18 protein-coding genes and 1 pseudogene are annotated in these 21514 nt (G+C 75.3%); 12 read left to right on the forward strand and 7 right to left on the reverse strand.

Going from position 1 to position 21514, the window contains the following annotated elements:
- Positions 1-227: 227 nt before the first annotated feature.
- The 5 genes from IEY37_RS10815 (at position 228) to IEY37_RS10835 (ending at position 7857) form a co-directional block, all read left to right on the forward strand.
- Positions 228-1115, forward strand: a complete 888-nt coding sequence (locus tag IEY37_RS10815; RefSeq protein ID WP_188941586.1) for an ABC transporter permease — start codon at positions 228-230, stop codon at positions 1113-1115.
- Positions 1112-2416, forward strand: a complete 1305-nt coding sequence (locus tag IEY37_RS10820; protein ID WP_229674289.1) for an ABC transporter ATP-binding protein — start codon at positions 1112-1114, stop codon at positions 2414-2416. The genes IEY37_RS10815 and IEY37_RS10820 overlap by 4 nt, the downstream gene beginning before the upstream one ends.
- Positions 2413-3855 (forward strand): glycosyltransferase family 4 protein, encoded by a 1443-nt coding sequence (locus IEY37_RS10825; protein ID WP_188941587.1) that lies wholly within the window; start codon positions 2413-2415, stop codon positions 3853-3855. The genes IEY37_RS10820 and IEY37_RS10825 overlap by 4 nt, the downstream gene beginning before the upstream one ends.
- Positions 3856-4000: 145 nt before the next feature.
- On the forward strand, positions 4001-6739 hold the full coding sequence (locus IEY37_RS10830) for a glycosyltransferase (protein WP_188941588.1): 2739 nt from the start codon (positions 4001-4003) through the stop codon (positions 6737-6739).
- A gap of 38 nt (positions 6740-6777) precedes the next feature.
- Complete coding sequence (locus tag IEY37_RS10835; protein WP_188941589.1) at positions 6778-7857, forward strand: glycosyltransferase family 2 protein; 1080 nt, start codon at positions 6778-6780, stop codon at positions 7855-7857.
- Between the two features lie 71 nt (positions 7858-7928).
- Here the strand turns inward: IEY37_RS10835 and IEY37_RS10840 are convergent, their stop codons facing one another.
- Both IEY37_RS10840 and IEY37_RS10845 read right to left on the reverse strand, forming a co-directional pair.
- A complete protein-coding gene (locus tag IEY37_RS10840) occupies positions 7929-8132 on the reverse strand; it encodes a hypothetical protein (RefSeq protein WP_188941590.1) in 204 nt (67 codons plus the stop codon).
- A gap of 197 nt (positions 8133-8329) precedes the next feature.
- Positions 8330-8758 carry a hypothetical protein gene (locus IEY37_RS10845; protein ID WP_188941591.1) on the reverse strand — a complete coding sequence of 143 codons (429 nt, stop codon included), beginning with the start codon at positions 8756-8758 and terminating at the stop codon, positions 8330-8332.
- On the opposite strand from IEY37_RS10845, the gene IEY37_RS10850 reads away from it, so the two are divergent.
- Positions 8742-9161, forward strand: coding sequence for a hypothetical protein (locus tag IEY37_RS10850; RefSeq protein ID WP_188941592.1), 420 nt, complete (start codon positions 8742-8744; stop codon positions 9159-9161). The genes IEY37_RS10845 and IEY37_RS10850 overlap by 17 nt on opposite strands.
- A gap of 430 nt (positions 9162-9591) precedes the next feature.
- Here the strand turns inward: IEY37_RS10850 and IEY37_RS10855 are convergent, their stop codons facing one another.
- Complete coding sequence (locus IEY37_RS10855; protein ID WP_188941593.1) at positions 9592-10749, reverse strand: CAP domain-containing protein; 1158 nt, start codon at positions 10747-10749, stop codon at positions 9592-9594.
- Positions 10750-11371: 622 nt separating this feature from the next.
- Positions 11372-11890, reverse strand: a complete 519-nt coding sequence (locus tag IEY37_RS22080) for an MSCRAMM family protein (protein WP_229674290.1) — start codon at positions 11888-11890, stop codon at positions 11372-11374.
- Positions 11891-11900: 10 nt separating this feature from the next.
- Here IEY37_RS22080 and IEY37_RS22085 point away from each other — a divergent pair, with 10 nt between their 5' ends.
- Positions 11901-12788 (forward strand): hypothetical protein, encoded by an 888-nt coding sequence (locus IEY37_RS22085; protein WP_229674291.1) that lies wholly within the window; start codon positions 11901-11903, stop codon positions 12786-12788.
- Here IEY37_RS22085 and IEY37_RS22800 read toward each other — a convergent pair.
- The 3 genes and pseudogenes from IEY37_RS22800 to rfbB form a co-directional block, all read right to left on the reverse strand.
- Positions 12674-13249 (reverse strand): annotated as a pseudogene (locus IEY37_RS22800) (CAP domain-containing protein); the annotation flags it as partial. The gene IEY37_RS22085 and the pseudogene IEY37_RS22800 overlap by 115 nt on opposite strands.
- A gap of 177 nt (positions 13250-13426) precedes the next feature.
- Entirely contained in the window at positions 13427-14347 is a 921-nt protein-coding gene (rfbD, locus tag IEY37_RS10865; protein ID WP_188942292.1) for a dTDP-4-dehydrorhamnose reductase, read from the reverse strand.
- 38 nt (positions 14348-14385) lie between these two features.
- Positions 14386-15381, reverse strand: coding sequence for a dTDP-glucose 4,6-dehydratase (gene rfbB / locus IEY37_RS10870; RefSeq protein WP_188941595.1), 996 nt, complete (start codon positions 15379-15381; stop codon positions 14386-14388).
- A 655-nt stretch (positions 15382-16036) separates the two neighbouring features.
- Between rfbB and IEY37_RS10875 the strand changes: the two genes are divergently transcribed.
- The 5 genes from IEY37_RS10875 to IEY37_RS10895 all read left to right on the forward strand — a co-directional run bounded on the left by IEY37_RS10875 (position 16037) and on the right by IEY37_RS10895 (position 21496).
- The gene (locus tag IEY37_RS10875) at positions 16037-18034 is read left to right on the forward strand and encodes an LCP family protein (protein WP_188941596.1); all 1998 of its coding nucleotides are present in this window, start codon (positions 16037-16039) and stop codon (positions 18032-18034) included.
- Between the two features lie 77 nt (positions 18035-18111).
- The gene (locus IEY37_RS10880) at positions 18112-18873 is read left to right on the forward strand and encodes a TIGR03089 family protein (protein WP_188941597.1); all 762 of its coding nucleotides are present in this window, start codon (positions 18112-18114) and stop codon (positions 18871-18873) included.
- A gap of 132 nt (positions 18874-19005) precedes the next feature.
- Positions 19006-19872 (forward strand): LamB/YcsF family protein, encoded by an 867-nt coding sequence (locus tag IEY37_RS10885; RefSeq protein WP_229674293.1) that lies wholly within the window; start codon positions 19006-19008, stop codon positions 19870-19872.
- The gene (locus tag IEY37_RS10890) at positions 19869-20618 is read left to right on the forward strand and encodes a 5-oxoprolinase subunit B family protein (RefSeq protein WP_188941599.1); all 750 of its coding nucleotides are present in this window, start codon (positions 19869-19871) and stop codon (positions 20616-20618) included. The genes IEY37_RS10885 and IEY37_RS10890 overlap by 4 nt, the downstream gene beginning before the upstream one ends.
- Positions 20615-21496, forward strand: a complete 882-nt coding sequence (locus IEY37_RS10895; protein ID WP_229674294.1) for a 5-oxoprolinase subunit C family protein — start codon at positions 20615-20617, stop codon at positions 21494-21496. Before IEY37_RS10890 ends, IEY37_RS10895 begins: the two co-directional genes overlap by 4 nt.
- Positions 21497-21514: the final 18 nt, after the last annotated feature.

The following is a 21514-nucleotide window of genomic DNA, read 5'->3' on the forward strand; positions in this document are numbered from 1 at the left end:
CGGCGGGCACTGTCCGGCTCCCGTGCCGCACCGGAATTCCACCACGGGGCTGCGCGGCCCCCGGTCACTGCATCACCCCCGGCGGTGACGGGCGCCGCACCGACCGGGTGGCGACGGACGCCGCTGCGTCCCCGGCCGGTGACCGGTCTGGTTCTACCATGTCCACGGGCCGGGAGGTCCCGGCCCCGATGCCCGGCGGCCGCCCGAACTGGAGGACGACGCACCGTATGGCCGGCGCCCACACGACCGCACACCCGACACCCGCGGACACCCGTCCCGCGGTGGGGACGGCCGGGCGACCCGGTGCCGGAGCCGGACTGTGGCAGCGGCTGCGGCCCAGCGAGCTCCTGCTCAACCTGACCTCGCGCGAGATCAAGGCGCAGTTCAAGCGCACCGCGCTGGGCCGGCTGTGGTCCTTCATCAACCCGATCGCGACCTTGAGCATCTACACCGTCGTCTTCGGCGTGCTGCTCAAGTCGACACCGCCGCCGGGCGCCGACGGCGAGCGGAACTTCACCCTGTTCCTGGCCGCCGGGCTGATCCCGTGGACGTTCATCTCGGCGTCGATCATGAACGGGATGAGCGCGCTGGTCGCCAACTCCGGGTTGCTCACCAAGGTCTACTTCCAGCGCTGGACGCTGGTGGTCTCCTCGATCCTGGCGCTGGCGAACACGTTCCTGATCGAGCTGGCCGTCGTGGTGGCCATCATGGCCATCTTCATCGGCCCGCAGGTGCTGCTGTTCATCCCGCTGCTGCTGGTGCTGGTGGCCATCACCATCGCGTTCTGCTCCGGCATCGCGCTGATGCTGTCGGTGGCGCTGGTCTACTTCCGCGACACCCAGCACTTCATGGCGATCTTCATGCAGCTGTGGTTCTACGCCACGCCGATCATCTACTGGATCCAGCTGATCCAGGACCGCGCCCCGGGCCTGCTGTTCTGGTACCGGGCGAACCCGGCGGAGCGGCTCATCTCGGCGTACCGGTCGATGCTCTACGAGTTCCGGGTGCCGCGCTGGGACGACTGGGCCTGGTCCATCGGCTGGGCGGCGGTGGCCCTCTTCGTCGGCGTGCAGGTCTTCCGGCGGTTCTCCGCGCGCATCGTGGAGGAGCTGTGACGCTGCTGTCGGGCGACCCGTTCAGCCGGACGCTGACCGGCAACACGGCGGTGACCGTGGAGCACGTCAGCAAGTCGTTCCGGGTCTACGCCGAGCGCAACCAGACGCTCAAGTCGGCGGTGCTGCGCCGCCGCCGGTCGTCGTACCAGGACTTCTGGGCGCTGCGCGACGTGTCCCTGGAGATCCCCGAGGGCACCAGCTTCGGCCTGATGGGCCACAACGGCTCGGGCAAATCGACCCTGCTCAAGTGCATCGCCCGGATCCTGCAGCCGAACGAGGGCAGCATCCGCACCCGCGGCCGGCTGGCCGCGATGCTCGAGCTCGGCTCCGGGTTCCACCCCGAGCTGACCGGGCGGGACAACGTCTACCTCAACGGCTCGATCCTGGGCATGAGCCGGCAGGAGATCGACGCCAAGTTCGACGCCATCGCCGAGTTCGCCGGCGTCGGTGACTTCATCGACCAGCCGGTGAAGAACTACTCGTCCGGCATGTACGTGCGGCTCGGCTTCTCGGTGGCCATCCACGTGGAGCCGGACATCCTGCTGGTCGACGAGATCCTGGCCGTCGGCGACATGCAGTTCCAGCAGCGCTGCGCCGAGAAGTTCGCCGAGTTCAAGGACCAGGGCCGGACGGTCGTCGTGGTCAGCCACGGCCTGGCCGACCTGCGGACGTTCTGCGACACCGCCGCCTGGCTGGACCACGGGCGGGTGGTCGAGGTCGGGCCGGCCGCGCGGATCGTCGACCAGTACATCGAGGCCGGCCACCAGGCGCGCGAGGTGGCCAGCGGCGGCACCCGGCACGGCAGCGGCGAGATCGAGGTGGAGCGGATCGAGCTGCTCGGCCCGGGGGACGGCGCCGGCGCGACCGACGGGGCCGCGACCGACACGCGGCAGTTCCGGACCGGGGAACCGGTGACGATCCGGCTGCACTACAAGGTCTCCACCCCGGTGCGCCGGCCGGTGTTCGGCGTCTCGATCCACTCCATCGAGGGCATCCACCTGTGGTCGCACCACACCCTGGACGCCGGCTACCTGCCGGAGTGGCTGGACGGCAGCGGGTCGCTGGACGTGCGGATCCCGGCGCTGCCACTGCAACCCGGCTCGTTCGACGTCAACACCTCGGTGGTGGACGAGAGCCTGTCGCACTCCTACGACCAGTGGGCCAGGGGCGTCCGGTTCGACGTGCTGCCCGGCCGCCCGCGCGAGTCCGGCGGCCTGCTGGTCATGCACAGCCGGTGGGAGAACCTGCAGCCGCCGACCGCGATGGCCGCGCCGGATCCCGACGCCGGGCTCGGCAGGTGAGCCGGCAGCGGATCCTGGTCGTCACCGACGACGCCGTCGGCGAGCGGATGGCCGGCCCGGCCATTCGGGCCTGGAACATCGCCGCGGTGCTGACGCCCGAGCACGACGTCTGCCTGGCCTCGACGCTGCGGGCGCCGGACCTCGGCCCGGACGCCGCCGGGGCGGCCGGGTTCGAGGTGCGGGACGGCAGCGGCGAGCGGCTGCGCGCGCTGGCCGCCGGCCGGGACGTGTTGGTGCTGCAAGGCTTCACGCTGCGCAGCCACCCGTGGCTGGCCGGGCTCGGCGCGCACGTCGTCGTCGACCTCTACGACCCGATCCACCTGGAGATGCTGGAGGGCGGCGCGGACGCCACCCCGGCGCAGCAGACCTTCATGCTCTCCGGCGGGCTGGACGCGCTGCGGATCCAGATGGAACGCGGCGACTTCTTCCTCTGCGCGTCCGAGCGGCAGCGCGACCTGTGGCTGGGCCACCTGTCGGCGCTCGGCCGGGTCAACTTCGCGGCCTACCGGCAGGACGTCACCCTGCGCAAGCTGATCGACGTGGCGCCGTTCGGTGTGCCCGACGATCCCGCACCGCGGCGCGCGGTGCCGGGACCGCTGCGCGGCGGGCTGCCCGGCGTCGGCGCCGAGGACCGGGTGCTGCTGTGGGCCGGCGGGGTCTACAACTGGTTCGACCCGGTCACCCTGGTCGACGCCGTCGGCGACCTGACCACCGGCCCGGACGCCCTCACCGACGTGCGGCTGGTGTTCATGGGCACCAAGCACCCGTCGGTGGAGGACCTGTCGACCGTGGTGCTGCGGCAGGCGGTGGACCGGGCCGCGGAGCGCGGCCTGCTGGACCGGGTGGTCTTCTTCCGCGAGGGCTGGGTGCCGTACGCCGAGCGCGGCCGGTTCCTCGCCGACGCCGACATCGGGGTGTCCACGCACTTCCTGCACGTGGAGACGGCGTACAGCTTCCGCACCCGGATGCTGGACTACCTGTGGGCGGGGCTGCCGATCGTCTGCTCGGACGGCGACGAGTTCGCCCGGCTGGTCGCCGCGCGCGACCTGGGCGCGGTGGTCCCGACGGAGGACCGGGCCGCCCTGGCCGTGGTGCTCCGCGGGCTGCTGGTCGACCCGGCGGCACGGGCCAGGGCCGCGGCGCGGGTGCGGGCGGTGGCGCCCGAGTACCACTGGTCGGTGGTGCTGGCGCCGCTCGTCGCCTACTGCCGGGACCCGTGGCGGGCCGCCGACGGGGGCGCCCACCGGCGCCCGGCCGGCCGGTTCGGCGCGTTCGGGGCGCGGCTGGACACCCGCATCGACCACCTGAAGATCTACGCCGACCCCGCGGCGCGGCGCCGGCTGTTCGTCGACGGCCGGTGGAAGGTCATCCTGCGCCGGGAGCTCGGCAAGGTCGGTGCGGCGCTGACCCGCCCGCTGCGCCGGCCGTCCCGCCGCTGACCCCGCCCGCTGCCCCGGCCCACCGGCCACCGACCCGTCACCGACCCGCCACTGCGCGGCCGCCCGGCATCGAGCCAGACGCCCACCGACGCCCATCCCGACGCCCACCCGCCGCCGACCGGCACCAGAAGGGACCGTCCACCGCGTGCGCATCGCCCTCGTCTCGGCGCACTACCCGCCGAACTTCGTCTCCGGCGGCACCCTGGTCCCGCAGCGGTTGGCCCGCACCCTCGCGGCCCGCGGGCACGACGTCCGGGTGTTCGCCGGCGAGCTGCTGCCCGGGGAACCCGACCTGGCCGTGCGGGTCGAGCGGGACGCCGGCGCCCCGGCCGATGCTGGCGGTGGCGTCGAGATCACCTGGGTGTCCAGCAACGGCTTCCTCGGCTGGGACGACGACCGGAACTGGGACAACCCGGCGGTGGAGCGGCTGTTCATGGAGTTCCTGCGTCGGGTCCGACCGGACGTCGTGCACCTGCACACCCTGCAGGGGCTGGGCGGCGGCCTGGTGCCGCTGGCGGCGGCGTCCGGGGCGGCGACCGTGGTCACCCAGCACGACCTGTGGTGGTGGTGCGCCCGGCAGTTCCTGGTGCAGGAGCTGCCCGGCCGGTCCGGGGATCTTCGGCCCTGCGGGTCCGTCGTCGACTGCAGCGTCTGCCCGTGCTCGGTGGACGAGCCGTGGCGGCGGCGCCGGGACGCGGCCCTGGCCGACCGGCTGGCGGCGGCGGATCTGGTGCTGGCCCCGTCGGCGCCGATGGTCGAGCTGCTGGCGGCCAACGGGGTCGACCCGGCCCGGCTGGCCCTGGACGAGAACCCCGCCCCCGACGACGTCCGGGACCGGGCGGCCCGCACCGCCGGCGCCGCGACCACCGCCGCGGTTCCGCACCGGGACCCGGGCGGGCCGGTGCGGTTCGTGTTCGCCGGCGGCCGCTACCCGGTCAAGGGCGGCGCGCTGGCCGTCGAGGCCGCCCGACGGCTCGCCGGCCTCGACGGCTGGACGCTCGACCTGTACGGCGTCGAGCACCGCGGCCCGCTGCCCGCCGGCGTGACCGTGCACCCGCCCTACCCGGCGGAATCGGCGGCCCGGGTGCTCGAGGGCTACGACGTGCTCGTGCTGTCCTCGATCATGCTGGAGTCCTACTCCTTGCTCACCCGCGAGGCCCTGGCCGCCGGCTGCGCCGTCGTCACCGGGGACAACCCCGGCCCCGTCGAGGTGGTGCGGGACGGGGTCAACGGGCTCGTCGTCCCCCGCGGGGACGCCGACGCGCTGGCCGCCGCGCTGCGCCGGCTCGTCACCGACCGCGCGCTGCTGGACCGGCTGCGCCCGGCGCCCGGCTCGGTGGCCCTGCGCTCCCTGGACGACCAGGCCGACGGGCTGCTGGCGCACTACCGCCGGATCCTCGACGAGCGCCCCGCCGCCCCGGTGCCGCCGGCCGCCGGGGACACCGGGTCCGGCGACCTCGCCGACGACCTCACCGGGGACCGGGCGCGCGGTCCCGGCAGCGGGGACGGCGGCGCGCGGAGCGACGGCGGGACCGGGCTGCCGCGGATCCAGCGGGTGCTGCTGCTCACCGGCATCGACGGCGCCCCGCTGCGCTACCGCGGGCACCTGGCGGCCGAGGCGCTGGCCGCGGTGGGCGTCCACATGGACGTCCGGCACTACCGCGACCCGGCCGCCGCCGACCTGGCGGTCCGCGCCGACGCCGTCGTGGCCTACCGGGTGCCGGCCACCGACCAGGTCCTGGAGCTGCTCGCGGCGGTACGCGCGCTCCCCCGGCCGGTGCCGGTGCTGTTCGACATCGACGACCTGGTGGTCGACCCCGGCGTGGCCGCCGAGCTCGATCCGGTGCTGATCGCCGCGGGTGTCGACCTGGACCTGTACTGGCAGGGCGTGCGCCGCTACCGGACCACCCTGGAGCACTGCGACGCCTACATCGGGTCGACCGAGTACCTGTGCCGGCGGGTCGGTGAGCTGACCGGGATGCCGGTGCACCGGTGGGCCAACGGCGTCGGCCGAGAGCTGGGCCGGGCCAGCGACGCGGCGCTGCGCCGGGACCGCGCGCCGGGGCCGCTGCGGATCGGCTACTTCTCCGGGACCAACACCCACAACGAGGACTGGGCGCACATCGAGCCCGCGGTCGCGGAGCTGCTCGCGTCCCGGCCCGACGTCGAGCTCCACCTCGGCGGCCTGCTCGAGCCGTCCGCCGCCCTCGCCCCGTTCGGCAGCCGGGTCGTCCGGCTCCCGTTCACCCCGTGGTACGACCTGCCGGCCCGGCTCCGCGACCTGGACGTCAATCTGGCGCCGCTGGCCCCGGGACGCACCTTCAACGAGGCCAAGAGCGCCATCAAGTGGCTCGAGGCGGCGCTGGTCGGCGTCCCGACGGTCGCCTCGCCGACCCAGCCGTTCCGGGAGGCCGTGGACGACGGCCGGACCGGCCTGCTGGCCGGCGACCCGGACGAGTGGTCGGCGGCGCTGCGCCGGTTGGTCGACGACCCGGTGCTGCGGACGTCGGTCGGCCGGCAGGCCCGGGACCGCGCGCTGCTCGAGCTGTCGCCGGCGCGCCAGGGCCACCGGTACCGCGACCTGTTGCAGGCGGCGCAGCGCGACGTCGCCGCCCGCGGGCACCGGCCCCCGGGCGGCTGGCCCGACGAGACGCTGTCGGAGCCGCCGACGACCGTCCACCTGGAGCACTACGGGCCGCTGGACATCCGGGACGGCCGGATCCGCCCGGCGGCGCAGCGCGGGGTCCGGGAGCTCGCGGTGGCCTACCGGGACGCGGCCCGCACCATGCTCGCCGAGCAGGGGCTGGTCGCGACGGCCCGGAGAGCGCTGTCGGTGGCCCGGCGGCTGCGCCGCACCGGGCTGGCCCGGCTGCGCAGCCGGTGACCGGCGCGGTTCCGATGGCCGGCGGAGCGAAGGACACGGTGGGAACGTCGCCGCCCGGCCCGGTCGTCGTGGTGGTACCGACCTACCGGGGCCGGGACCGTCTGGAGAGCTGCGTCGAGTCGCTGGCCGCCCAGGACGTGCCGGGACTGACCGTCGTGGTCGTCGACAACGCCTCGACCGACGGCAGCGCCGAGCTGCTCGACCAGCTGGCCGCCGAGCTCGCCGTTCCGCTGCGGGTGCTCCGGCAGCCGGTCAACCGGGGCTTCGCCGGCGGGGTGAACGCCGGGATCACGTGGGCCCGCGCCGCCGGCGCGTGGGCCGTGGCGCTGTTCAACGACGACGCCGTCGCGGACCCCGGGTGGCTGTCCGCGCTGGTCGCCGTGCTGGCCGGGGACCCTGCGGTGGGCATCGTCACCGGCCGGCTGCTGGACGCCGACGGCGCCCGGATCGACAGCACCGGTGAGGCCTTCTCGGTCTGGGGGCTGTCCTACCCGAGGGACCGCGGCGAGCCGGCGTCCGTGCAGCGGCCGGCCGGGCCGGTGTTCGGCGCGACGGGCGGGGCCAGCCTCTACCGGATGGCGATGCTGGACGCTGTCGGGGACCTGGCCGAGGACTTCTGGGCGTACTACGAGGACGCGGACCTGTCGTTCCGGGCGCGGCTCGCCGGCTGGCAGGTCCGGTTCGAACCGGCCGCCTCGGCCCGTCACCGGCAGGGGGCGACGAGCGGCTCGCTGCCGGGGTTCCTGGTCCGGCAGACCTTCCAGAACGTCCCGCTGCTGGTGGTCCGGGACGTGCCGCGGGGGCTGCTGCCCGCCGTCGCCGGACGGCTGGCCCTGCTCTACCCGTTGATGCTGGCCAACGCGGTCCGCAAGGGAGCGGGCGGGGCGGCGCTGCAGGGGGCCGGCCGCGGCCTGCTGCTGTGCGCGCGGCACGGGCTCCGCGACCGGCGGGCCATCCAGGCCCGGCGTACGGTGCCGGTCGCCGACGTCCGAGCGGTCATGACGCCGGAGCTGCCGCCTGGTCAGCACGGGATGCGGGCACTGGTGGGGGCGGTGACCCGGCCGGCCCGTCTGCTCCGCGGCGTCCGCGCCGGGCGGGTCGGTCGTCGACGACGCTGACCGGCAGCGGTCCCGGGCCCGGACCCGGGCCCCCGGTTCGCTCGTCCTGCCGGGGGTGGGGCCGTGCGGGGTCAGGACGGGCTGGGCACCGACGTGCAGACGTACGGCTCGTACCGGACGGGCGCGGCCGGGCCCCCCGCAGTCCGCACCGCGGTCCGCCCGACCGGCCGGGCCTGACGGATCCGCACCCGGTCGGCGTGGTACTCGCACAGCAGCCAGACCCAGGCCCCGAGCAGGGCGGCGGGCGCGGAGAGCATCCAGACGGTGAGCACCACGGTGTCCCCTCCCCTGCTGTCTCTGGCGGCCGGCGGGCGGTGCGGTCGTGGACGGAGCGACTCCCGTCGCTCACCGTTGGATGCCCGTCCACGATGCGTGACTGACATCATGATCACTTCTCCGGGGTCGCTGTCAAGACGGACGAGCCCCGGGGAGCCGGCCGGCGACGTCCCGCCGCCCGGCCGACCGGCTGCGCTCAGCCCTGCAGCGGCTTGCAGGCCGGGATCTTCTTGGCCAGCGACGCCAGCTCGCCGTTCTGCAGATCGCCCAGGGCGTCGCTGTCGTTGGCGAGCGCGGTGACGTCGGTGTCCACCTTGTCGTTCACCGCCCGGATCGCCGAGAGGTCCTGCGCCGACGAGATGTCCAGGACGGCGTTGTAGAAAATGTCGACCAGACCGGACAGGAACGACCGGTAGGCCTTGTCGATGGCGGCACCGTTCGGCACGTCCGGCGCGCCGACGGCCTCGGCGTGGTCGACGGCGTCGCCGACGGTCTTGCTCGACGCGGCGTAGTAGTCGACGAGTGCCTGGCGGACCTCCTCGAGGCCGGCCGTCGACGCCAGCTTCGGCTGGTTCTCCTGGATCTGGCGCAGGATCGCGGACAGATCCGTGCACGTCGAGGTCACCCAGGCCGTGGCGTTGTCCCCCACTGCGCCCGTGCTCGGGTCGTCGCCGGTGCTCGGGTCGTCGCCGGTGCTCGGGTCGTCGCCGGTGCTCGGGTCGTCGCCGGTGCTCGGGTCGTCGCCGGTGCTGGGGTCGTCCGTGACGCTCGGCTCGTCGGTGGTGCTCGGCTCGTCGGTGGTGCTCGGCTCGTCGGTGGTGCCGGAGTCGTCCGTGACGCTCGGCTCGTCGGCGGAGGTCGTGTCCTGGGTCGAGCTCTCCGTCGAGGACGCCGTCGACGACCCGGACGACGAGGACGACGACGTCGACGCAGACGCGGACGTGGACGACGCCGGGACCGGGGATCCGGTCTGGCCGGAGGAGCAGGCGGCCAGCGCGATCCCGGCGGCGGCGAGGAGCGAGGCGTAACGGGCGGCTCGGAGCTTCATCGGTGTGGCGTCTCTTCTGTGTCGGGACGGGCGGCTCCGTCGTCGGGCGGCTCGTCCAGGTCTGTCTCGGCGCCTCTCCGACGAAGCGGCCACCCGATCGGTTTCATCGGTCGCGGTCGCGGTCCTTCCCGGTCACCCTCGGTCCTGCTCCGGCGGTCGCGACCGGCTCCTCGTCGCCCGTCGCGGTGGTCCGGTCGCGCCCGTCGTATCGCTCGGTGACCGCGCCAGGCCCCGTCGGCCCGGCCCGCCGGCAACGCGCCGCACCGCGCCCACTCGCGCCCGCGCGGGGTTTCCGTCGCTGTGCCCGAGAACCCGCGATCGCCACCCGGCGGCCGGGCTGCCGGCCCCGGGAACGCCGACGGCCGGCCACCCCGGGCGGGGTGGCCGGCCGTCGCAGGACCGGGCGCAACTCAGGCGCGCGGCAGGGTGACCGTGGCGGTGAACGAAGCGTTCAGCGGGACGAGGAACTTGGCGGGGCTGGGCACCTTGTACCCGGCCGGCACCCGGACACCGGTCAGGCAGTAGACGGCCGGGGTCAGGTTGGTCAGCGGGGCCATGCCCTTGGCGTCCGTGTACAGCAGCCGCAGCGGCCGGACGCACGACCGGTCGCGCAGCATGAAGGTCGAGGCGCCGACGGCCGCGGTGGTGCCGGACCCGCGGACGGTCAGCGTCCCGCTCATCGGCTTGGCCGCTGCCATGATCCGGGCGGCGAAGACCCGGCCGGCGTGCACGGCGATCAGCTTGTTCTTCGGCAGGGTGTAGCCGGCGGGGACGCCGCGGACCTGCATGCAGTAGGTGCCGGTCTTGAGCGCGGGCACCGGGAGCATCCCGGTCGCGTCGCTGTAGATCAGCTTCAGCGGCTTGACGCAGGTGCCGTCACGGAGCATGACGACCGACGGCTTGAGCACCGAGCCGGTGACCGAGTCGCGGACGGTGATGGTGCTGCCGGTCGGCGGGACCGGGGTCGTGGCCGGCGTGGTGGAGCCGCCGACCGCCTGGCCGGCCTGCACCTTGTCGGTGAACTCCGTGGTGTTCCACAGGCCGCGGGTGCCGCCGACGGTGCCCACGCCGACGTAGTGGTAGGCCGCCGACAGGATGTTGGCCCGGTGCCCCGGCGAGTTCATGTACGCGGTGAAGATCTCCTGCGCGCTGGTGCCGGTGGAGGACGACCACGCCACGTTCTCGCCCCACGACGTGCGGTTCGAGGCGCCGTAGCTGGTCACCATGGTCCAGGCGTTCGGGTTGTGCGCCAGCTGGTAGCTCGTCGAGCCGCCGTCCATCTTGGTCGACCACCACACCGAGAGGCTGGTCAGACCGGTGGCCTCCTGGAGCGGCGCCCGGCCGTTCTTGGCGCGGGCGTCGTTGATCAGGCCGATGAGCTGCTTGTCGAATGAGGCCAGCCGGGTGCCCTGCGCCACCGCGAGCGGGCCCGCCAGCGCGGCCGGCGCGACCTCGGCGGCCGGCGCGGCGGCTCCGACGGCAGCCTGGGCCGACGGCGCCGCCACCAGCGCGGCGGCCGTGGCCAGCGCCGCGGCGACGCCGACCCGAATACGGTTCACGGTGATCATGTCACTCCCTGTGGATGCCAGCGACGAGGAACAGCCTCGCCGGGGGATGTACAGAGTGTAGTTGGAGTTAGACACCAAGTAACAGGGCGAGAGCCCGGGAACACGAAGTCGCACGGATCGGGCGACGGACCACAAGATCAAGACATCGGACGGCCACGACGACGGTCCCGCGAGGCGCACGGGAGCAGCGCGCGGTCCGGATGCGCGGCCCCGTCAGTCACCGTCCGTGACGGGCCACGGAGCCGCGCGCCGTCCCACCGCCCGTGCTCGTCCGCGGGCGACGGTGCGTGCGACCCGCCGACCGCCGGCGAGGCGGGCAGCGCAGCCAGCACAGTCAGGCAGAGCCGGCAGAGCCGGCAGAGCTAGCAGGGCCGGCAGAGCCAGCAGGGCCGGCAGAGCCAGCAGGGCCGGCAGAGCCAGCACAGCAACTGGACCTGCCCGGGAGCCAGCACCGCGGCATGACCGGCCCCACCGGTACCGCTGGCACCAGCAGCGGTAGCGCGGCCTGCCCACCGGCGAACCGAGCACCGCCCGCGCCGTCGGGTGGGGTGGCGCCGGGCCGGACAGCAGGACGGCCGGTGTCCCCTCGCGGGGACACCGGCCGTCGGTGCAGCGGGTGGGGTCAGGGCTGCGGTAGCCGCACCGAGACCTGGAACGGGCGGTTGACCGTCACGCCGAAGGACTGCGCTGCCGGACGAACGAATCCGGCGGGCACCCGGACCGGCGTCAGGCAGTACGTCGCCGGGAGGATGTCGGTCAGGGTCGCCGCACCGGCGGTGTCGCCGTACACCAGGCGCAGCGCCCGGACGCAGGTCGCGTCCCGCAGCATGAACGTGGCGGGACCGACGCGCTGCCCGGACTGGTCACCGACGACCGCCAGGGACCCGGTCACCGGCTTGGGCGCCGCGGCGATCCGCGCGGTGAAGACCGTCCGCGGGTGGACGGCGATGCGCTTCATGGGCGGGGCGGCGTATCCGGCGGGCAGTCCGCGGACCTGCAGGCAGTAGGTGCCGGTGGTCAGCGCCGGGATGGCGACGGCACCCGTCGGGCCGCTGTAGAGCAGCTTGAGCGGACGCAGGCAGGCCGAGTCCCGGACCATCAGCACGGTCGGCGCCAGGGCGCGGCCGGTCGACGAGTCCACGACGGTCACGGTGCTGGTCAGCGGTGTCACGGTGGCCGGCGCCGGGACCGTCGGCACGACGGGAGTGGGCGTCGGGCTGGTCGGCACGGTGGTGCCCGTCGTCGGGGCGGGCTGCGTCGACGGCGAGGGCGTCGGGCTGGTCGTCGTCGTCGGGCTGGTGGTCGTCGTCGGGATGGTGGTCGACGGCGCGGTGGTCGTCGGCCGCACCGAGGTCGACGGAGCCGGCGACGAGGTCGACGGCGCAGTGGTCGTCGGTCGCACCGAGGTCGACGGCGCAGGCGAGGTCGTCGTCGGCGCAGTGGTCGTCGGGCGCACCGAGGTCGACGGCGCAGGCGAGGTCGTCGTCGGCGCAGTGGTCGTCGGGCGCACCGAGGTCGACGGCGCAGGCCCCGAGATCGACGGCGCAGTGGTCGTCGGTCGCACCGAGGTCGACGGCGCAGGCGAGGTCGTCGTCGGCGCAGTCGTCGTCGGCCGCACCGAGGTCGACGGCGCAGGCGAGGACGTCGACGGCGCAGTCGTCGTCGGGCGCACCGAGGTCGACGGCGCAGGCGAGGACGTCGACGGCGCAGTCGTCGTCGGCCGCACCGAGGTCGACGGCGCAGGGGACGAGGTCGACGGCGCAGGCGAGGACGTGGAAGGCGCCGGCGACGAGGTCGACGGCGCGGGCGAGGTGACGACCTGGCCGGCGTCGACCCGGTCGGTGAACTCGACGGTGTTCCACAGCCCGTGGTCGCCGGCGACCGTCGCGACGCCGATGTATCCGAAGGAGGCCGACAGGATGTTGGCCCGGTGTCCGGGCGAGTTCAGGTACGCCGTGACGATGTCCGATGCCGACGCCGTGGTCGAGTCGGAGGCTGCGACGTTCTCGCCCCACGAGGTCCGGCTGGCGGCGCCGTAGTCGGGCAGCATGGTCCAGGCGTTGGTGTTGTGCGCCAGCGCGTAGCCGGTGGCGCCGCTGTCCATGCTGTTGGACCAGAACAGCGCCAGCGCGGTGAGTCCGGTGGCTTCCTGCAGCGGCGTCCGGCCGTTCTGCACCCGGGCGGCGTTGATCAGGCTGATCATCTGCTGGTCGATGCCCGCGACCCTGGTGCCCTGCGCGACGACCGGCGCCGCGTCCGTGACGGGCACCGCGCCCGACGCGGGTACGGCGACGACGACGGCGGTCACCGTGGCGACGGCGGCCGCAGCCGCCACCACGGCGGCTCGAATCCTGCCCACGTTCATGTCACTCCCTGTACTGGTCGGCGCAGTCCGGGGCGTCCGCACCGGAGTCTGCACAGACTGTAGCCGGGAGTCACTCGCAGTAATACGCGCTCGATGGCGTGCATTGTGAAGTGCAGCGTTCCGGGTGACGGCCATCGCGGTGTGCTGTATCGCCCGGACGGATCTGCACCGTCACTGCCACCGCCAGGGGAGGAGGAACCGCCGCGACGCCAGGACTGGTCACGATCCGTGACGGATGTGCCAGCCGCGCCAGGCCGCCGACCCGGCGCCGCCGGTCATCGAACCATCCGGTGACGGCCGTCCCGCGGCGGATCAGCTGGCGGCGGGCCGGAAGTCGGCAGCGGACTCCGCGAACGCCGCGGACAGCGCCTCGCGCCACGGGCGCAACGGGGTCAAGCCGGCCGCCGTCCACGCGCGTGGGGAGAGCACCGAGTAGGCCGGCCGCGGGGCGGGGCGCGGGAACTCGGCGGTCGTCGTGGGCAGCACCCGCTCCGGATCGGCGCCCAGCTCGGCGAAGATGGCCCGGGTGAACCCGAACCACGTGGTGTCCCCGCCGTTGGTCAGGTGCCACACCCCGCCGGGCAGGTTGGCGGCGACGAGCTCCAGCAGCCCGGCCGCCAGATCGGCGGTCCAGCTGGGCGAACCACGCTGGTCGTCGACGACCGACACGGTGTCCCGCGTCGCCTCCAGTCGCGCCATGGTCTTGACGAAGTTGGCCCCGCCCGCGCCGTAGACCCAGGCGGTCCGCACCACGTGCGCCCCGGGGTGCGCCTCCCGGACGGCCTGCTCCCCCTCGAGCTTGGTGCGGCCGTACACGCTGCTCGGCCCGGTCGGGTCGTCGACCTCGTAGGGGCGGTCGGCGTCCCCCGGGAAGACGTAGTCGGTGGAGACGTGCACCATGCCCAGGCCCGATCCGGCCGCCGCGGCCGCCAGCTGCCTGGGACCGGCGGTGTTCACCGCCGCCGCCCGGTCCTGGTCCGTCTCGGCCGCGTCGACGGCCGTGTACGCCGCCGCGTTGACCACCACGCCCCGGCCACCGGCGGCGCGGACACCGTCCGCGAACGCCAGGACGGCCGCGCGGACGGCGTCCGCGTCGGTGATGTCCAGCTCCCGGGACCCGACCGCGGTCACCGGCCAACCGCGCCCGGTCGCCGCCCGCACCAGGTCCGTGCCCAGTTGCCCTCGTGCCCCGGTCACCAACAGGTGCACGACCGCGTCCGGCCGGGCCGTCATCTGTCCCGCCGTTCCCGGCGTGCTCACCGCGTCCCCGTTCAGCGGTCGATGACCGAGCGGGCCTTGAGCGGCTCCCACCAGTCGCGGTGGTCGACGTACCAGGCGATCGTGTCGGTCAGGCCCTGCTCGAACGGCACCTGCGGCGAGTAGCCGAGCTCGTCGTGGATCTTGCTGATGTCCACCGAGTAGCGCTTGTCGTGGCCGCCGCCGCGCGGGTCGGGGATCCGCTCGATGGAGGACTCGTCGCGGCCGGTGGCCTCGATGAGTCGGTAGGTCAGCTCGGCGTTCGTCAGCTCGGTGCCGCCGCCGATGTTGTAGACCTCACCGGGCCGGCCGCCGCCGAGCACCAGCGCGATACCCCGGCAGTGGTCCTCGACGTGCAGCCAGTCGCGGACGTTGGCGCCCTCGCCGTACAGCGGGACGGAGCGGCCGTCGATCAGGTTGGTGACGAACAGCGGGATGACCTTCTCCGGGAACTGGTACGGCCCGTAGTTGTTGGAGCACCGGGTGATCGACACCGGCAGGCCGTGCGTCCTGGCGTACGCGAGAGCGATCAGGTCGGAGCCGGCCTTGGACGCCGAGTACGGCGAGTTGGGCTGCAGCGGCTGCTGCTCGTCCCACGACCCCTCGTCGATCGACCCGTAGACCTCGTCGGTCGAGACGTGCACGAACTTCTGCAGCTTGGTGTTCAGCGCGGCCTGCAGCAGGGTCTGGGTGCCCAGCACGTTGGTCATCACGAAGTCCGCGCCGCCGAGGATGGAGCGGTCGACGTGCGACTCCGCGGCGAAGTGCACCACCGCGTCGGCGTTGCCGACCAGCTTGGCGGTCAGCTCGGGGTCGCAGATGTCGCCCTGCTCGAAGGAGTAGCGGTCGGAGTCCGCCACGGACTCCAGGTTGGCCAGGTTCCCGGCGTAGGTCAGCTTGTCCAGCACGACCACCTCCGCACCCTCGAGTCCGGGGTAGGCGTCGGCGATGACGTTGCGGACGAAGGCGGATCCGATGAAGCCGGCTCCACCGGTCACGAGAATGCGCATGGTTGGACATCATGCCGCACCGCACCGGCGGGGTCCGCGCATCGCGCGGTGGGCGGCGCTGCCGGCGCGGCCGGACGGGCGGTGCCGCGCCATCCGGGTGGTGGCCACGCCGCGCCCGGACGATTCCGGGGGCCCGGGGCGGCCCGTGGGTACCCTCGGCCTGCCCGTCGGGGCCCGGTCCCCCGGTCCGGCGCGGGCCGCCGGCGCAGGCGCCGGCGGTGTCGCAGCACCGTCCGGGCGCCGTCCCGGACCCTGTCCCTGCGCTGCGGCAGGGACCCGCAACGGCCCGTATCGCCCGCCCGGGTGGCGCCCTCCGGGCAACCGGAGACCCGGCCGGGGCGTCTGCAGGTGCGGTCCCGCACCGGCGACCGACACGTCCGCGGCACACCGCCGGCGGCGGACCACCGTGACCGACGCGACACGTTCCACCCAGAGAGGCCAGCGCATGAGAGCCACCCCCGACGATCCACGCCGGGGGCCGCGGCGCTACGGACCCTCGTCCGGCACCGGGCCGTCCGGCACCGACGCACCCCGTACCGAGGGCGGCCCGGGCCCGGCCCGCTCCGGCGGCACTCCCCTGCCCGCCCGTGGCGCCGGCGGCACGCCCGCCTCCCGCCCGTCCGGCGGCACGCCTGCCCCCCGCCCGTCCGGCGGCATGCCCGGCGGACGCACCCCCGGGGGCGTCCCGGCCGGCACCGGTCCCACCGTCCGCGCCGGCGGCCCGCCGGCCGGCCGTCCGGACCGCGCCCGCCAGGCCTGGTCCGAGTGGGCGGAGCAGGGCGGCCAGGGCACCCGCCCGCCCGCGGCGGGGCGCCGCGCCGACGCCGGTCCCCCGACCGCGATCCTGCCGCCGGACGTCGGCGGCGCACCCGGACGGCCCGACCGGCGCCCGCAGGACGCCCGCACGGCCGCGGCCGGGTACGCCCGCGGCCCGCAGGACCCCCGGGCCGCCGGCTACGGCCGTCCGGCCGGTGGGCCCCCGCCGCATACCGCACCCCGGGCCGCCGGGTCGCCGCGGCCCGCCGCCGGCGTGGTCGCCGCCCGCACCGGACGGCCGCCGCGCCGCCGCGCCGGGGCCGGGATCGTCGCCGGCCGCGTCGTCGCGGCGGTGCTGTCGGTGGCCGTGCTCGTCGGCTGCGGCGTGTTCTGGGGCTTCGCCAACAACGCCACCGCGAGCGTCGCCGACAGCAACGGCGTGCAGGACGCCGGCAGCGCCGGCGTCACCCTGGCCGGCGGCGTGAACATCCTGCTGGTCGGCTCCGACTCGCGCACCGACCAGGACGGGAACCCCCTGACCCCGGCCGAGCTGGCCGAGGTGCGGACGACGCTGGACGACGGCGGCACCAACACCGACACGATCATGGTGGTGCACATCCCCGAGGGCGGCGGCAAGGCGACCGCGGTGTCGCTGCCCCGCGACACCTGGATCCCGCAGTCGGTGACCGACCGGGTCAAAGGCCCCTACGACGACGGCACCAGCGGCACCTACAAGCCGAACAAGATCAACTCCTTCTACAGCACCGCGAAGTTCTACACGGAGCAGGCGCTGGCCAGGAAGGGCGTCGGCGAGAGCCCGGCGCGAGAGCGCCAGTCCGACGAGGCCGGGCGAACCATGCTCATCCGGATCGTGCAGGCGTTCACCGGGCTGAAGATCGACCACTACGCCGAGGTCAACCTGATCGGCTTCTACCAGCTGTCGCTGGCCATCGGCGGTGTCCCGGTCTGCCTGAACAAAGCCGTCGACGACCCGTTCTCCGGCGCCAAGTTCGCCGCCGGTCCGCAGGAGGTGTCCGGCAGCTCGGCCATGGCCTTCGTCCGGCAGCGGCACGGTCTGCCCAACGGCGACCTCGACCGGGTCCGGCGCCAGCAGGCCTTCCTCGCCGGGGCGACCCGGAAGATGCTGTCGGCCGACGTGCTGGGGTCCCCGAGCAAGCTGTCGGCCCTGCTCGACGCGTCCAGCAAGTCGCTCACCCTGGACAAGGGCTTCAACCTGATCGACTTCGCCGGTCAGATGGCCGGGCTGTCCAGCGGCAACGTCACCTTCACGACGATCCCCACGCACGGGGCCGAGTCGTCGACCTCGACCGACGCGCTCGCCACCGACCCGGCCGAGATCAAGCGGTTCTTCGCCGCGATCAGCGGCGGTCCGGAGCGGACGTCGGGCTCGGCGGCCACCGGGTCGTCGGCGGCGGCAGGGACCACCACGCGCACCTCCGCGACGGCGGTCGACCCGGCGTCGGTCACCGTCGACGTGCAGGACGCCACCGCGGCCGCCACCGCCGGCACGCCGGTGATGGACCGGCTGGCGTCGGCCGGCTTCGTCCGCGGGCAGAACGTCGACGCCCCCGGCATCGACTCCGACACCGAGCACGCCACCACCACCATCGGGTACGGCAAGGGCGGGCAGACCGCGGCCGAGGCCGTCCGGGCCGCGCTCGGTGGTGTCGGAACCGTGACGCAGGAGGGATCCGTGGCCGCCGGCCACGTCTCCGTCGTCGTCGGCACCGACCTGGCCGGCCAGGGCCTGCGGGCGGGCGGCGCGGCACTCCGGCCGGCGGCGGCGCCGTCGGCGCCGGGTACGGGGACGGGCACCGCCCCGGCTCCGACGTCCGGCGACGCCATCACCGCCGGCACCGTCGGCTGCGTCAACTAGGGCCGAGCTCCGCAGGCCGCCCGCCGCATCCGACGTCCGGTCGGCGGTGCGGCCCGGGCGTCCGGTAGGACCGACGCATGCCCACGCTCACCGCCGCCCTGCTCGGTCCGCTGCTCGCCCGGGACCCGCACCGTCCGCGGATCACCGGCTACACCACCGACGGCCGCGCCGAGCTGTCCACGGCGTCCCTGGCCAACTGGTCGGCCAAGGTCGCCGGCCTGCTCCGCGACGAGCTGGGCGCGGCGCCCGGGGACGTGGCGTTCGTCGGCACACCGCCGGGCTGGCAGACGGCCGCCGTGCTCCTCGGTTGCTGGTGGGCCGGGCTGGCGGTGACCGACCGGGACGACCCGGCGGCGGTCGCGGCGTTCGTGCCCGACCCCGGCGGTCCGGGCGGCGTGGCGGTACCGGCCGGCGCCGACGAGGTCTTCGTGGTCTCCGGGCACCCGCTCGGCGCGCCCAGCCGGGTGGTCGCGGCCCACGAGCGGGACTGGACCGGCGCGGTGCTGCCCCAGGCCGACCGGTTCACGCCGCCCGCCGTGGCCGACACCGCCCCGGCCTGCGCGGGCTCGGTCCGGCTGTCCGTCGCCGACGCCCTGGCCCTCGCCCGCGAGGCCGCCGGCCGGCTCGGCGCGACCCCGCGGGTGCTGTCCGTGTCGACCTGGTCGCCGCTGCCGCTGGCCGTCGCGCTGCTCGGCGGGGCGCTGGCCGCGGACGGGTCGGTCGTCCAGCTCGACGACCCGGACCGGGCCGCGGCCGTGGCCGCGTCGGAGCACGCCACCTGCACCGCGGGCGACCCGCCGGCCACCGTGCCGGGCCTGCCGGCGGTGCCGTTGCGCTGACCGGCCGGTCGCGGGACGAGCCGGGGCCGCACGCCGCACGAGCCGGGCCGGCAGGATCGACGAGCCGGGCCGGCGGGACCGACGAGCCGGGCCGGCACGGCGGACGGTGGGCACGGGGGGACGATGGGCACCGTGGACAGCACAGCACCGGGCCGCAGCATCGACCTGAACAGCGACCTGGCCGAGTCGTTCGGCCGGTGGACCTTGGGTGACGACGACGCGATGCTGGCGCTGGTCTCCAGCGCCAACGTGGCCTGCGGGTTCCACGCCGGGGACCCGCTCACCATCCTCGCGGCACTGCGCACCGCCCGGGACCGCGGTGTCGCGGTCGGCGCCCACGTCGCCTACCGGGACCTCGCCGGCTTCGGCCGCCGCGACCTCGACGCGTCGCCCGACGAGCTCTACGGCGACGTCGTCTACCAGCTCGGCGCGCTGGCCGGCCTCGCCCGCGCGGCCGGCACCCGGGTGCACTACGTCAAGCCGCACGGCGCGCTCTACAACCGGATCGCCCGCGACCCGGTCCACGCCGGCGCCGTCGTGGCCGCCGTCGCCGACGTCGACCGGGACCTGCCCGTCCTCGGGCTGCCCGGATCGGTCGTGCTCGACGTCGCGGCCGAGGCCGGGCTGACCACCTGGCGCGAGGCCTTCGCCGACCGCGCCTACCGGCCGGACGGCACGCTGGCCTCCCGCCGCGACCCCGGCGCGGTGGTGCACGACCCCGACGAGGTGGCCGCCCGCGCGCTCCGGATGGCCACCGAGGGAACCGTCGTCGCGGTGGACGGCACGGTGCTCGACCTGCGGCCGGACTCGCTGTGCCTGCACAGCGACACCCCGGGCGCGGTGCAGCTGGCCACCGCGGTGCGGGCGGCGCTGGACCGGGCCGGCGTCCGCGTCGCACCGCTGGCCGACGGGGTCGCTCCGGTCCAGGCCCCGGGAGCAGCCCGTGCCGCCGCACCCGCCGGCGGCGAGCCGTCCGAGGTCACGCCGAGCTGGCAATGACGGCGCGGCTGCTGCCCTGTGGCGACGCCGCGGTCCTGGTCGAGGTCTCCGGCGCGGCGGACATCCTGCCGCTGTACCGGGCGCTGACCGGCCGGCCGCCGGCCGGCGTCGTGGACGTCGTGCCTGCCGCACGCACGGTGCTGGTCACCACCGACCCGGACGTCCTCGACGAGGCCGCGCTGCACCGGTGGGTCGGCGGGGTGCTGGCCGCACATCCCGGTCGGGGCGCCGCCGGCGCTGCATCGGGCGCTGTGTCGGGCGCTGTGTCGGGCGCTGTGTCGGGCGCTGTGTCGGGCGCTGTGTCGGGCGCTGTGTCGGACTCTGTGTCCGGCGCTGCGTCGGACCCCGCTGCCGACCTGCCGCCCCGGCAGGTCGAGATCGACGTCCGGTACGACGGTCCCGATTTGGCCGAGGTCGCGCGGCTGCTCGGCGTCGACGCCGCCGAGGTGGTCCGCCGGCACGCCGGGTCGTCGTGGACGGTGGCGTTCACCGGGTTCGCGCCCGGATTCGGCTACCTGGTCACCGACCACGACGGGCTGCGCGTCGCCCGCCGGGACAGTCCGCGCACCCGGGTGCCGGCCGGCTCCGTCGCGCTGGCCGGCGAGTACTCCGCCGTCTACCCGCGCAGCTCACCGGGCGGCTGGCAGCTCATCGGCACCACGGACGCGGCGCTGTGGGACCCGGGACGGGACCGGCCGGCGCTGCTGTCCCCCGGCGACCGGGTGCGGTTCCGAGAGGTCCGGTGAGCGGCCGCCCCGTGCTGACCGTGCTGGTGCCGGGCCCGCAGACCCTGGTGCAGGACCTCGGCCGGCCGGGTCACGCAGCCCTCGGCGTCCCGCCGTCCGGTGCCCTGGACGCCCCGGCGCTGCGGGCGGCCAACCGGCTGGTCGGAAACCGGCTCGGCGCCCCGGCCCTGGAGGTGCTGCTCGGCGGGCTGCGGGTGCGGGCGTCCGCGCGGTGCACCGTCGCGGTGACCGGTGCGGCCGTGCCGCTGCACGTCGGGGGACGGCCGGTGCCCTGGGGCGCACCGGTCGACCTGGATGCCGGCGACGTGCTGGCCGTGGGACGCGCCACCGGCGGTGTGCGGTGCTACCTGGCGGTGCGCGGCGGCCTGGACGTCCCGCCGCTGTTCGGGTCGGCGTCGACCGACCTGCTGTCCGGCCTGGGACCCGCACCGGTCCGCGCCGGTGACGAGCTGGCCACCGGCGACCTGGTCGACGGCGACCCGGGTCCCCTCCCCGGCCTGCGGCCCGCGGAGCCGGCGGCCGCGGGCACCCCCGCGGTGCTGCAGGTCGGACCGGGGCCCCGCCGCGAGCTGTTCGACGACGAGGCCTGGGCGGCACTGACCGGCGCGGCGTGGACGGTCACCCCCGACTCCAACCGAGTCGGGCTACGGCTCGCCGGCCCCTCGCTGCACCGCACCTCCGGGCCGGCCGAGCTGCCGAGCGAAGGTCTGGTGACCGGCGCGGTCCAGATCCCGCCGTCCGGTCAGCCGGTGCTGTTCCTGGCCGACCACCCGACGACCGGCGGGTACCCCGTGCTGGCCGTCCTGGCCCGGGCAGCGCTGCCCGTCGCCGGCCAGCTGCGGCCGGGGGCCGTCGTGCGGTTCGCCGGCCAGGGCTGACGGCGGACCGGCGGACCG

The organism is Nakamurella endophytica (assembly GCF_014646215.1).
GTDB lineage: Bacteria > Actinomycetota > Actinomycetes > Mycobacteriales > Nakamurellaceae > Nakamurella > Nakamurella endophytica.

Excerpts from the sequence above, each read along its gene's own strand:
- IEY37_RS10815 (WP_188941586.1), top strand. The coding sequence starts at position 228 with ATGGCCGGCGCCCACACGACCGCACACCCGACACCCGCGGACACCCGT.
- IEY37_RS10855 (WP_188941593.1), bottom strand. The coding sequence starts at position 10,749 with ATGATCACCGTGAACCGTATTCGGGTCGGCGTCGCCGCGGCGCTGGCC.
- rfbD (WP_188942292.1), bottom strand. The coding sequence starts at position 14,347 with ATGACGGCCCGGCCGGACGCGGTCGTGCACCTGTTGGTGACCGGGGCA.
- rfbB (WP_188941595.1), bottom strand. The coding sequence starts at position 15,381 with ATGCGCATTCTCGTGACCGGTGGAGCCGGCTTCATCGGATCCGCCTTC.
- IEY37_RS10875 (WP_188941596.1), top strand. The coding sequence starts at position 16,037 with ATGCCCGGCGGACGCACCCCCGGGGGCGTCCCGGCCGGCACCGGTCCC.
- IEY37_RS10880 (WP_188941597.1), top strand. The coding sequence starts at position 18,112 with ATGCCCACGCTCACCGCCGCCCTGCTCGGTCCGCTGCTCGCCCGGGAC.
- IEY37_RS10890 (WP_188941599.1), top strand. The coding sequence starts at position 19,869 with ATGACGGCGCGGCTGCTGCCCTGTGGCGACGCCGCGGTCCTGGTCGAG.